General features: G+C 41.4%; 11 protein-coding genes and 1 tRNA gene. 1 reads left to right on the plus strand and 11 read right to left on the minus strand.

Translation table 11 applies throughout. The features are described from left to right. Positions 1 to 251 precede the first annotated feature (251 nt). The 8 genes from HUK45_RS05895 to uvrC all read right to left on the minus strand — a co-directional run bounded on the left by HUK45_RS05895 (position 252) and on the right by uvrC (position 9,001). Positions 252 to 340, minus strand: a tRNA-Ser gene (locus HUK45_RS05895). 69 nt (positions 341 to 409) lie between these two features. Then, entirely contained in the window at positions 410 to 1,021 is a 612-nt protein-coding gene (locus HUK45_RS05900) for a DUF308 domain-containing protein (protein WP_191911539.1), read from the minus strand. Positions 1,022 to 1,045: 24 nt separating this feature from the next. Then, positions 1,046 to 1,564: an adenine phosphoribosyltransferase gene (locus HUK45_RS05905; protein ID WP_102169079.1), complete on the minus strand. Its 519-nt coding sequence runs from the start codon at positions 1,562 to 1,564 to the stop codon at positions 1,046 to 1,048. Between the two features lie 18 nt (positions 1,565 to 1,582). Then, entirely contained in the window at positions 1,583 to 3,907 is a 2,325-nt protein-coding gene (gene recJ / locus HUK45_RS05910; protein WP_191911540.1) for a single-stranded-DNA-specific exonuclease RecJ, read from the minus strand. 82 nt (positions 3,908 to 3,989) lie between these two features. Then, positions 3,990 to 4,823, minus strand: a complete 834-nt coding sequence (locus HUK45_RS05915; RefSeq protein WP_191911541.1) for an SDR family NAD(P)-dependent oxidoreductase — start codon at positions 4,821 to 4,823, stop codon at positions 3,990 to 3,992. Positions 4,824 to 4,848: 25 nt separating this feature from the next. Then, positions 4,849 to 5,778 carry a ribonuclease Z gene (gene rnz / locus HUK45_RS05920; protein WP_191911542.1) on the minus strand — a complete coding sequence of 310 codons (930 nt, stop codon included), beginning with the start codon at positions 5,776 to 5,778 and terminating at the stop codon, positions 4,849 to 4,851. Between the two features lie 32 nt (positions 5,779 to 5,810). Then, positions 5,811 to 7,124 carry a GTPase ObgE gene (obgE, locus tag HUK45_RS05925; RefSeq protein WP_191911543.1) on the minus strand — a complete coding sequence of 438 codons (1,314 nt, stop codon included), beginning with the start codon at positions 7,122 to 7,124 and terminating at the stop codon, positions 5,811 to 5,813. 65 nt (positions 7,125 to 7,189) lie between these two features. Beyond that, a complete protein-coding gene (gene uvrC, locus HUK45_RS05930) occupies positions 7,190 to 9,001 on the minus strand; it encodes an excinuclease ABC subunit UvrC (protein WP_191911544.1) in 1,812 nt (603 codons plus the stop codon). A gap of 137 nt (positions 9,002 to 9,138) precedes the next feature. On the opposite strand from uvrC, the gene HUK45_RS05935 reads away from it, so the two are divergent. Continuing rightward, positions 9,139 to 9,279, plus strand: a complete 141-nt coding sequence (locus HUK45_RS05935; RefSeq protein ID WP_191911545.1) for an SPJ_0845 family protein — start codon at positions 9,139 to 9,141, stop codon at positions 9,277 to 9,279. Positions 9,280 to 9,335: 56 nt separating this feature from the next. Here the strand turns inward: HUK45_RS05935 and HUK45_RS05940 are convergent, their stop codons facing one another. Genes HUK45_RS05940 through clpX form a run of 3 tightly spaced genes read right to left on the minus strand, consistent with a single transcriptional unit; the run spans position 9,336 to position 11,507 of the window. Beyond that, complete coding sequence (locus tag HUK45_RS05940) at positions 9,336 to 9,635, minus strand: nucleoside triphosphate pyrophosphohydrolase family protein (RefSeq protein ID WP_191911546.1); 300 nt, start codon at positions 9,633 to 9,635, stop codon at positions 9,336 to 9,338. A 3-nt stretch (positions 9,636 to 9,638) separates the two neighbouring features. Continuing rightward, positions 9,639 to 10,229 (minus strand): ribosome biogenesis GTP-binding protein YihA/YsxC, encoded by a 591-nt coding sequence (yihA, locus tag HUK45_RS05945; protein ID WP_191911547.1) that lies wholly within the window; start codon positions 10,227 to 10,229, stop codon positions 9,639 to 9,641. 24 nt (positions 10,230 to 10,253) lie between these two features. After that, the gene (gene clpX, locus HUK45_RS05950; RefSeq protein WP_098044646.1) at positions 10,254 to 11,507 is read right to left on the minus strand and encodes an ATP-dependent Clp protease ATP-binding subunit ClpX; all 1,254 of its coding nucleotides are present in this window, start codon (positions 11,505 to 11,507) and stop codon (positions 10,254 to 10,256) included. Between the last annotated feature and the right edge of the window lie 198 nt (positions 11,508 to 11,705).

Genomic DNA, 11,705 nt, shown 5'->3' on the forward strand with positions numbered 1-11,705 from the left:
TTATGGTTTTGCCAATCAAAAATTTTTCTTTTTAAGAATTGATTGTCTTTTTGTATAAAAAATACCACCCACATTTCTGTGAGTGGTATCGATATCCATCAATACCAGTTGACAGATACCCTCATTAATTTTTAATACTAAACACTGTACTCTTAATTAATGGGTTTGTAAAGTGTAATCAATTTTCCTTCTTATAAAGAAAATAACCGTGAATCGCTATTATAACAACGATTCACGGTTATTTATGCTTAAGGAGAGTACAGGATTTGAACCTGCGCGCCCGCTCTACACGGGTTCGCCGGATTTCGAGTCCGGTGCATTACCACTCTGCCAACTCTCCATAATTAGTTATTCGAAATAATTCCGAACAACCAAATTGTATCAAAATTGTGTTCCACAGTAAAGGTAATTATTGATTTGCAATATCATAAGTTGTCTTGCCATTCTTTGCTGTGTACATGGCTTGACTATCATCAGCAGGATTCATGATACTAAGTGAGTAATCATCCCCGATTGCCTTATCAATATCCCTAGAGTTTTTCTTGAAAGAACTTGTTAACTTGCTCCAACCCATTTGTTCAGCTTGACTAGGATCCTGCGCTAACTGCTTAAGTGCATTAACGGTATCATCATCCGTTGGCGTTACTTTGTAGGTCTTGGTCTTGCTATCAAAAGAAACGTCACCAAACTTGGAATATCCCTTTTGGAGCTGCCGCAAGATTGCCATTTCCTTATTTTCTTGAGAAGCTGAACCAGTTTCTGAACAGATATTAGCCTTATTAGAAAATGATGACATGCTCCCACTATTATTTGTAACCTGAGAAGATTGAGCTTCAGATGAAGAATGTTGCTTACTTCGGTTAAATGCTGGAAGGTTCATTACACCATATATTACAGCAGCTAAGCTAAGAACAACGATGATCGTTCCACCCTTCCATTCACGGTATTGTTGCCATGAATTAGCAAGGTAAAAACCACCTAAGATTAACATTAAGCCACCAAAAACAATCAAGAAAATCATTAATAAATACCCCTATTTTTGATACTAAAACTCCATTAATGCTTTCATATCATAGTCTTTAATCTTTTCCCGACCATGTAAATCTTTCAATTCGATTAAGAAGGCACAACCAACGACAATTCCACCAAGTTCTTCAACCATTTTAATAGTTGCGGAAATAGTACCACCAGTAGCCAAGAGATCATCAACAACTAATACCCGTTGACCTGGCTTAATAGAATCAGCTTCCATTTGTAGGGTTGCTTCGCCATATTCCAGATCATAGGTGGCACTAACAGCTTTCCGGGGAAGTTTGCCCTTTTTCCGTGCTGGTGCAAACCCAACTTGTAGTTCACGAGCAATTGGACAACCAACGATAAAGCCCCGTGCTTCTGGTCCCACAACCATATCAACCTTTTTGTCCTTAGCGTATTCACAAAGCTCGTCAGTTGCTTGCTTAAATGCTGCACCATTAGCCATTAATGGTAAAATATCCCGAAAAATTACACCCTTTTCAGGAAAATCTGGGACACTCGCAACGTACTTGTAGAGGTCTAAAGTCATAAGAAAAAATTGTCTCCTTTAATGTATGTTTAGACAGTTCAATACCCACTTTGCCAGAGCTTTGCTATCACTAAATAACAGCACTTGTTCCGCCTGATATTGAGCAACGCGCTGCTGGTATGGGCTTGTTTCTTTTATGTCAGTTTTGTTTACATCACTGACAGGTTTTAAAATACCATCTTTTATTGTAACAAATCCAGCCGCAGAAAACACTCTTATCATAAAAATTAATCGTTCGGCATTAATTTTTAAACGGGAACTTAACTGGTTTAATTGCCGATTCAGGTCAATTTGTGTCGTCCCGATCACTAACCGGTATAAACGAGCAAATTCATCCCGAACGGGCATCCCGCTTAAATACACGCTGTGAGGCTGAAAAAGCAGTAGCCGAATCATCGAGGGCGCCTGCTGATCATCACTAAATAATTTTTCAAATTCTTCGAGGTTCGCTGGGCAATCAACAATCGTTACTCGTTGAGCAGAAAAGTCAGTCTTGGCTGCTTCATCAGGTGATAATGCACTCCCCTCTGGTAAATGTGGCTGAATATTATCACGAAGCTTTTTGTCAAATGCAATGTAATATCCCGCTTCATTAAAGAGTTGCGGATTTAATTTATTGGTTCGTTGATCAATAATTACTGGACTATCGATGCTAATATCTTCCAACATCAATTGAACCGTCCGTTTTCCTCGCCACTCATTAATTGAGAGTTTTACCGCTAGCTTAATTTGACTTGCCATTGCTGCTTTTAACACTGCAGCAAGTTTTCCCTTACCAAACGCGATTACCGTAACCTGAGACTGTGGATCGCCCACCATAAATTTCAGGTGTGAGTTATCCTTGCCCATAGTGACAATGCTATTAATTTGCTCCGGTTGTAATTCAAAAACTGGCTGTTCATTTCCCGGGCCGAACGGCGAAAGGCTTACTAATTGATCATATAATTGCATATTTACTTCAGCAGGACTAATCGAAGCTGCAATTTCCAATGGCTGCTTTTGCTGACCATCAAAATGCTGGTTTTCCGCCTCACTGATTAAGACACTTCGTAATTTTTTGACATTTTCAGTCGCAAAGCTTAATCCACAAGCAGCCGGATGACCACCGAATGAAGTCATTAGATCCCGATGACCATCCAAGGCGGCAAATAAGTTAAAGCCATCTACGCTTCGGCCAGACCCTTTAGCAATTTTCTGGTCGTCATTTGTACTGGCTACAATGGTTGGTTTCCCTGTTTGGTCCATTAAGCGACTAGCAACAATTCCTAAAACTCCCTGATGCCAGTCATGACCAACCACCAACAATACCGGTTGATCCTGAGGTAGCCGCTCAACCTGTTGCTGAGCTTCTCCCATGATTTCATTCACCAGTTCCTGCCGCTTACTATTAGCTTGATCAACAGCCTTTGCCAATTTAGTTGCGCGATCCTCATCAAGGGTCGTTAACAGTTCAACGCCCTCATTAGCATCAGCAATCCGGCCCAGCGCGTTTAATCGTGGGGCAATTACAAAACCGATATCCTGATCAGTCAGGGACTGTTCACTAATCCCTGCTTCTTTAACTAACGCATGTAGTCCCGGACGCATCCCCTGGCGGAGTTCTTGAATCCCCATCATAATTAGTGGCCGATTCTCATCGCTAACGCTAACGACATCAGCAATTTCACCAATTGCAACCAGATCAAGCAGCTCTTCTGGAAATTCATCAAGCAACGCCCATGCTACTTTAAACGCTACGCCAACTCCTGATAGATCAGCAAACGGGTAATTACTTCCCGGATAACGCGGATGCACAATTGCATAAGCATTAGGCAAGTCTTCAGGCATCTCGTGGTGATCCGTTACAATCACGTCGATCCCCTGCTTAATAACCGGATCGATGACTGCCTTACCACTTACCCCGTTATCAACGGTAATGATCAATGTTGTTCCTTGATCGATTATTTTCTGATATGCCTCTGCGTTTGGCCCATAACCGTCACGAAAACGGTTAGGAACATAATAATTAACGTTAGCACCAACATCCTGCAAGACTTCATACATTAAGGCGGTACTGGTAATCCCGTCAGCATCATAATCACCGTAAACAGTTATTTGTTCCCCTGCCGCTACCGCTTCTTGAATCCGTTCAACAGCTTTGTCCATGTCATGAAGCTGATGTGGATCATGAACTGTTTGCATCGACGGTTGAATAAAACGATGAGCTTCTTCCGGAGTAGTAATTCCCCGCTCTGCTAACAAGCGTGCAATCACGGGATTAATCCCTAGTTCTTGACTCAGCTGCTCCACTATTTGCTTATCTGGTGCTGCTATCCGTTGCCAATCATACTGTGCTTCTACCATTCAAATCACCATTCGTTTTTAAAATCAAGAGAGGAGTGAGACTGACAATTTTATCGTCCCACCCCATTGCCTGGAGAGTTAATTATAGTTCTTTCTTGTTTTGTTGAAAATCAAAGAACTTCTTGATTGCCCAATCACCGAGACCAGGAATAATTCCATATAACCAGCTTAGACAGGTTACATACCCTGGAAGATTGATTTCCCGTGTCTTGTAGCCAACGTTATCCCATATTTGTTCAGCAAGCTTATCTGGAGAAATAAACATCCATTTTGGTAGATGCGCCCGATATTTCCCTTGAGTATCCGCCTTTTCAAAAAATGGGGTATCAATTGGACCAGGATTAACTGTTAAAACCTGGACACCATAGTCAGCAACTTCCATCCGCAAGACGTTATCAAATTGATTAACCCCCGCTTTAGTGGCGGAGTAAGCCGCACTATTCGGTGTTGGAATCTTTCCGGCCATTGAACCAAGATTGATAATTGCCCCATAACCCTGATCCATCATTTGGCGAGCGACACAACGACTAATATACATTAGAGCAAGGAGGTTAACATCAGTCATTCGTTTAAGTGTTGCAAATGATTCACTAGTTGCCGGTGAAAAATCACCCAGACCGGCCGAATTAACAAGGGCATCAATCCCGCCAACCTCATGCTGAATTTGGGATAAAACAGCATCGATCTGGTCAGGATCAGTAACATCTAACTGGTAAGAAAAGGCAGGACGACCAGATAAAATCAAGCACTGATTAGCAACTTTTTCCAAGCGATTCTGATCCCGTGCTACCACAATCACAATTGCGCCCCGACGTGCTGCTTCAAGAGCCAATGCCTTGCCGATTCCACTATCGCCGCCAGTTATCAAAACTACTTTATTTTTTAAGAATCGTAGCTGCTTAAACCTTTTCTTCATTTTAAGGACCTCCTTGCTAGTCTACTTATTTTTTAAATGGGACATCGATCACATCAAAATCATTTACTACCTTAGTGTCTGGTATGACATCACGGACCTGGTATGCTAACTGATACGCTGCTTTCCCCGTATACCGTGCTGAAATATGGGTCAATAATAACTTCTTTGCTCCTGCCTGTTTAGCAACCTCTGCCGCTTGAAGGCTCGTTGAGTGATAGTAATTGTGCGCCATCTTTGCTTCATTCTTTGCAAACGTACTTTCGTGCACAAGAACATCCGCTTGATGAGCGAGAACCACCGCATTGGGTGTTTGTCGCGTGTCGCCAAGAATTGCGATAATTCGCCCTGGTTGCGGCTTTCCGATATAGTTTTTCCCATCGACTACTCTACCATCGTCAAGTTTAACTGTCTTCCCGGCTTTTAATTGACCATAGACTGGTCCAGAAGGAATATTATCTTGACGTAACTTATCTACTTGCAGTTCACCAGGATGATCAGCTTCTTCAATCCGATAGCCATAACAAGCAATCTTATGGTCAAGCGACATCGTTGTTACTTTAAACCCGCGTTCGTTAAACAATTCTTGATTGTGATCAATTTCAACGAATTTCAACGGATAGCTTAACCGTGATTCACTCACCTGAAGAGCTGTCATCACGAACTTTTTAATTCCTACTGGTCCGTAAATTGTTAACGGCTCATTACCACCCTGAAATGACCGTGAACTTAAGAATCCTGGTAAGCCAAATATATGGTCGCCGTGAAGGTGGGTAATAAAGATCTTTGTTACCTTTCGCGGTCGAATCGTCGTGTGGAGAATTTGGTGCTGGGTTGCTTCTCCCGCATCAAATAACCAAATTTCATTTAACTCTTCCAAGAGTTTCAAGGCAACACTAGTAACATTTCGCTGCTTACTTGGTGAACCGGCTCCAGTTCCTAAAAATTCAAGCTGCATGCTCTTTCCTCAATTCCTTCTGATTTTATTTATTATTGTACAAATTCAAAGACAAACTTATCAATTCTGACAGTATCACCGTCTTGAATCCCCTTAGCCCGTAATGCTTCATCAACTCCCATATGACGAAGCTGACGAGCAAACCGTAATTGACTTTCTTCATGGGTCAGATCGGTCATCTTAAATAGGCGAAGAAGTTTTTCACCACCAAGAACCCAAGTGCCATCTTCGTCACGACTAATCGTAAAGGCGGACTGATCTTTTTCTGGTGCTTCGGCTTTGTAAACTGCTTCAAGCTGCTCATCATGACTTTCACTATCAAATGCTGGTGTCTTATCGAGGAGGTCAGCAGTCAATTGCATCAGTTGTTGAACACCCTGATGAGTAACCGCTGAAATTTGAAAAATCTCAGGTTGCTTTGCCAGTGTCTTGTCAGCTGCTAAGTCTTGCTTAAAGGCAGCTAGATTCTTTTCCGCGTTTGGTAAGTCCATCTTCGTTGCCACGACAATTTGTGGTCGTTTCAAGAGTTCTGGATCATAGTTAGCTAATTCGTGATTAATCTTCTTAAACCGTTCAATTGCTTGCTTTGGATCATCACTGCTCATATCAACTAGGTGAAGCAACACCCGTGTCCGTTCAATATGCCGAAGGAACTTCAACCCAAGGCCAACACCCTTAGAAGCCCCTTCAATCAATCCTGGCATGTCAGCCATTGCAAAATCCCGACCATCAGGTAATAGCACCATCCCTAAATTAGGGACTAATGTCGTAAATTCATAGGCCGCAATTTTCGGCTTAGCGCCTGTAACAACCGATAGCAATGTTGACTTTCCAACCGAAGGGAAGCCAACCAAACCAACATCAGCAAGCATCTTTAATTCAAGTTCGAGGTAGCGATCTTCCCCTGGTTCACCATTTTCGGCAATCTCAGGAGCTGGGTTTTTCGCACTGGCAAAGTGAATATTACCACGACCCCCACGGCCACCCTTGGCAACTACCAAGGTTTGACCATTCTCAACAAGGTCACCAATGATTTTACCAGTATCCAAGTCCCGAACCGTTGTCCCTTGAGGCACGCTAATAACAGTGTCTTCTGCACTCGGACCGGTCATCTGTTTACTCATTCCGTTACCACCATTTTTAGCCTTAAAAATCCGGTGATAACGAAAGTCCATTAATGTTCTTAGTCCCTCGTCAACTTTTAGCACGATATTACCGCCATGGCCACCATCACCACCGGATGGTCCACCATTAGGGACATATTTTTCACGCCGGAAGGAAACCATTCCGTTCCCGCCTTTTCCGGCATGAGCTTCAATTTTAATTTGATCAACAAAAGTATTCATAAGTTGATTTCTCCGTTCTTCTGTTCTAATTACAAGTATATTGGAAAAAATTACCAGCGTCAAAATCAATCATGACTACTACCCTTAGCTATTTCGGCGTTTCCTTGAAGGGAAACTTTAATTAGCTGGGCAGTCTTCATGTTAATTCCTAGCGAATGAATATCCTCGACTGGAGCTGCGGCAATTTTAGTAATTGAACCATATTTTTGCAGCAACTTTGTCCGGGTTCGTGGTCCGACTCCCTTGATTGCATCGAGACGGGAAGCCATTGAATGCCGTGCATGAACACGGCGATGAAATGTAATTGCAAAACGGTGAACCTCATCCTGAATCCGTTGAACAAGGTAAAATCCCTGACTCCGTGGGTTCAGATTAATATGCTCATCATGATCGCCAAAAAGAAGATCAGCTGTCTTGTGCTTATCATTTTTGACCATTCCAACTACCGGAATATCCAGGCCGAGTTCATTTTCAAGGACATCCTTAACCGCATTCATCTGAATTTCACCACCATCCATGAAGATCATGTCAGGCATTGGCTTATTTTCCTTCAATAGCCGTGAATAACGGCGTCGAATTACCTCTCGCGTACTAGCAGCTTCATCAGCATGATTAATCACACTCTTCAGCTTGTATTTTCGATAAAGTTTCTTCGCTGGTTCTCCGTCAACAAAAACAACCATTGCACTAACCGGGTCAGCCCCTTGGATATGTGAGTGATCAAAGGCTTCAATCTTATGTCCCTCTGGCAAGCCTAATGCATCCGTGATTTCTTTCATCGCACCAGTGGTCTTCTTGGTATCTAGTTCGAGGAGACGGAATTTTTCGTCAAGCGATAGTTGCGCATTTTCACGTGCCATCGCCATTAAATCACGTTTTTCTCCCCGCACAGGCGTCCTTACCGGTACTCCTAAGATTTCACTAATTTCTTTATTTGGAAGGCCATGTGGCAGAAGAATTTCTTTTGGTAGGACATTATTTCGGCGATTGTAAAACTGCAGAATAAAACTGGTCATTTCTTCGACGTCAGTATCAACAACCGGAAATAACCGTTTTTCCCGCTTCATCAAGCGCGCCTGACGAATAAAGAACACTTGGATAGACAACCATCCCTTATTCATATAAAAATTAAAGAGATCTCGCGGTGTTTTATCATTAGAAATAATCTTCTGCTTTTCAACCGTTACTTTAATATAGTGTAACTGGTCGCGAATCTCAGCTGCACGTTCAAACTCTAAATTTGCTGCTGCTTCATCCATTTGCTTGGTTAACCGACGCTTCACAGTCGCTGTATTCCCGTTTAAGAAAGACTTAATCCGCTTAATCTGCTCATCGTATTCTTCACGGGGAACAGTTTTAAAGCAGGCACCAAGGCATTGTCCCATGTGGTAATACAAACACGGCCGATTTTGATAGCCGTTACAGCGACGCAGGGGATACACTTTTTGAATGAAATGAAGGGTTTCTTCAGCAGCATAAACGTTCGGATAAGGGCCAAAATAGTAGGCGCCATCCTTCTTTACTTGACCAGTAATCATTGTCCGCGGATCCCGTTCATTTGTAATTTTAATGTATGGATATCCGGTTCCCCGCTTTAACCTAATATTGAAGTAGGGTTGGTGCTTTTGAATTAATGTAATTTCCAGTAAAAATGATTCCTTATTGGTAGAGGTCACGATCGTTTCAAAATCAGCAACTTCAGAAACCATTTTCGCTACTTTTCCCGTATGAGAGCTCTTAAAGTAAGAGCGAACCCGGTTCTTTAAGTTTTTGGCTTTGCCGACATAGATAATCTGATCGTTGATGTTTTTCATTAAATAACAACCAGGTTTATCCGGTAATAATGCCAGTTTATGTTCAAGGTGTTCACTTGCCATAAAGATTCCTCCACTTAAATTGCTAAGTATTAATTATACGTTAAATCAAAGGAACAACGCAAAGGATCTGTCCAGATAATTGTACTTTCAGCCCTTTTTATGCTAGAGTATGAAAAAACTAGAGGAGAGTGTTGAAAATGGGACTTGTTACCCGACGCAGTATGCAATTAGATAAACTGTTTGATCAATTTGCGGTTGATCCCAAGAAGACGAAGAAGCAACCCAAAGATACCGAAAAGGATAAAGAAACAGCCAAGAAGAAAGATAATAACAAGTAATAGTAAAGCGGCAAGAACGGTGCTAGTTGAGACCATTCTTGCCGCTTTACTATTAGTTAATCTTGTTTTTTAAACCCTTGCGGATAGCGTTTATTTAATTCATTAATATTAGTCTTAGCAACTTCATCAAATGGAATATCAGCCCATTCGGCAATTTGTGAAAGGTACCAAAGGACATCACCCATTTCATGAATAAGTTGTTGGCGATCTAATTTACAACCACGGAAGGTATAGTTCTTTACTAGGTCAACTACCTGACCAGATTCGCCGGCTAATCCTAACGCACAATTAGTTAATACTTGTTCATTGCCATAGAGCGTTCGCTTTGCTGCATTTTGGTATTGATCGAAATCCATTAATTATTCCTCCCCAATTCGCTGTTCAATCCAATTCCACACTTGATCCTGCCCCTGCTTTTTTACAGCAGAGAATAGTACCAATGATGTCTTAGATGTTAATTCCAGCGTTTTGATAATATCATTTTTTACCCGATTTCGAGCATTTGGCTTAACCTTATCAATCTTTGTACCAACAATTAAAGTCGGAATATCATAATAAGCAAGCCACTGATACATTGAAACGTCATCAGCTGTTGGTTTATGCCGACCATCAACTAATTGAATAACTCCACGCAATTGTTGACGTGTAGTTAGATATTCCTCAATCATCTTACCAAAGCGTTCACGTTCCTTTTTGGAAACTTTTGCGTAACCATAACCAGGGACGTCAACAAAGTAAAGTTCGTCTTCAACATTATAGAAGTTTAACGTTTGTGTTTTCCCCGGCTGACTAGATGTATGAGCAAAGTTTCGTCGATTAATAAGAACATTGGTTAATGATGATTTACCAACATTAGACCGACCAACAAGCGCAATCTCCGGATAGTTAGTTGCAGGGTACTGTTTAGGTTCTACTGCACTGATCGTTAAATCAACATTATTGACTTGCACTGCCTTGCACTCACCTTTCTTAAATTATGAAGCTTCCTTTTCGCCCTTCATAACGTATCGTGGCTCTGTATGTTGAGTTACACAACGTTTATCAATAATTACCTTCTCAACGTCCTTCCGACTTGGCAAGTCAAACATCACATCACGCATAACTCCTTCGATAATCGAACGAAGACCCCGAGCTCCGGTGTTTCGCTTAATTGCTAATTGAGCCATTGCACGTAATGCTCCATCCGTAAAGGTCAATTGACTACCATCAAGACGAATCAATTCTTGATACTGCTTAACAAGCGCATTCTTCGGTTCAGTTAAAATCCGAACAAGATCATCTTCGTCGAGCTTTTGTAATGCCGTCATTACTGGGAGCCGACCAATAAATTCTGGAATTAGCCCGAATTTCAGGAGATCTTCAGGAATAACGTGTTGCAGAATATTCTTTTCGGTAACATTAGCAGCTTCGTCGGAGTTAGTCCCAAAGCCGATTGTCTTATCACCAAGACGTTCCTTAACAATTGTCTCGATTCCATCAAAGGCACCACCGACAATAAAGAGAATGTTCTTAGTGTCAACCTGAATAAATTCTTGTTGAGGGTGCTTTCGACCACCTTGAGGAGGAACATTAGCAATGGTTCCTTCAAGGATCTTCAAGAGGGCCTGTTGAACACCTTCACCAGAAACATCACGGGTAATGGAAACATTCTCACTCTTCTTCGCAATCTTATCAATTTCATCAATATAGATAATTCCCTTTTCAGCCGCTTCAACATCAAAGTTTGCAGCTTGGAGAAGCTTTAAAATAATATTTTCAACGTCTTCACCAACATATCCTGCTTCGGTTAATGTAGTTGCGTCAGCAATTGCAAACGGAACGTTTAGGATCCGTGCTAATGATTGAGCTAAGTAAGTTTTCCCCGAACCAGTTGGCCCAATTACTGCAATGTTGCTCTTTTGCAATTCGGTATCATTATTATCACCAGTTGTCATTGCATTAACCCGCTTATAGTGGTTATAAACCGCAACAGAAAGGGTCTTTTTAGCATCAGATTGCCCAATTACGTAATCATCAAGCTTGCTCATGATTTCTTCAGGTGTTGGAACCTTAAATGTACTGTTCTTACGGTCCTCTTCAAGCTCCTGGTCAATAATTTCTTGGCACAGGGCAACACATTCATTACAGATGTAAACCCCCGGGCCCGCAACAATCTTTTTTACCTCATCTTGCGACTTACCACAAAATGAACAGTGGACTGAATCCATACCACTAGTATCTTCAAACATGGATTGTAGCCTCCTATTAAATATACTGTTTTAATAATAACAAACTTAACTGATTAATTCGAATGATTAGTTTACAAAAATAATCAAAATTAAATTAACACGAATATCACAGTAATACAAATGGCTTCAAGAGATTGCCTAGAAAAAACGAACTCTTGAAGCCTATTTACAACTACGAAAGCATGGGACAAATAACTT

It is taken from the genome of Limosilactobacillus urinaemulieris, assembly GCF_014838745.1.
GTDB lineage: Bacteria > Bacillota > Bacilli > Lactobacillales > Lactobacillaceae > Limosilactobacillus > Limosilactobacillus urinaemulieris.

Excerpts from the sequence above, each read along its gene's own strand:
- HUK45_RS05900 (WP_191911539.1), bottom strand. The coding sequence starts at position 1,021 with ATGATTTTCTTGATTGTTTTTGGTGGCTTAATGTTAATCTTAGGTGGT.
- HUK45_RS05905 (WP_102169079.1), bottom strand. The coding sequence starts at position 1,564 with ATGACTTTAGACCTCTACAAGTACGTTGCGAGTGTCCCAGATTTTCCT.
- recJ (WP_191911540.1), bottom strand. The coding sequence starts at position 3,907 with ATGGTAGAAGCACAGTATGATTGGCAACGGATAGCAGCACCAGATAAG.
- HUK45_RS05915 (WP_191911541.1), bottom strand. The coding sequence starts at position 4,823 with ATGAAGAAAAGGTTTAAGCAGCTACGATTCTTAAAAAATAAAGTAGTT.
- rnz (WP_191911542.1), bottom strand. The coding sequence starts at position 5,778 with ATGCAGCTTGAATTTTTAGGAACTGGAGCCGGTTCACCAAGTAAGCAG.
- obgE (WP_191911543.1), bottom strand. The coding sequence starts at position 7,124 with ATGAATACTTTTGTTGATCAAATTAAAATTGAAGCTCATGCCGGAAAA.
- uvrC (WP_191911544.1), bottom strand. The coding sequence starts at position 9,001 with ATGGCAAGTGAACACCTTGAACATAAACTGGCATTATTACCGGATAAA.
- HUK45_RS05935 (WP_191911545.1), top strand. The coding sequence starts at position 9,139 with ATGGGACTTGTTACCCGACGCAGTATGCAATTAGATAAACTGTTTGAT.
- HUK45_RS05940 (WP_191911546.1), bottom strand. The coding sequence starts at position 9,635 with ATGGATTTCGATCAATACCAAAATGCAGCAAAGCGAACGCTCTATGGC.
- clpX (WP_098044646.1), bottom strand. The coding sequence starts at position 11,507 with ATGTTTGAAGATACTAGTGGTATGGATTCAGTCCACTGTTCATTTTGT.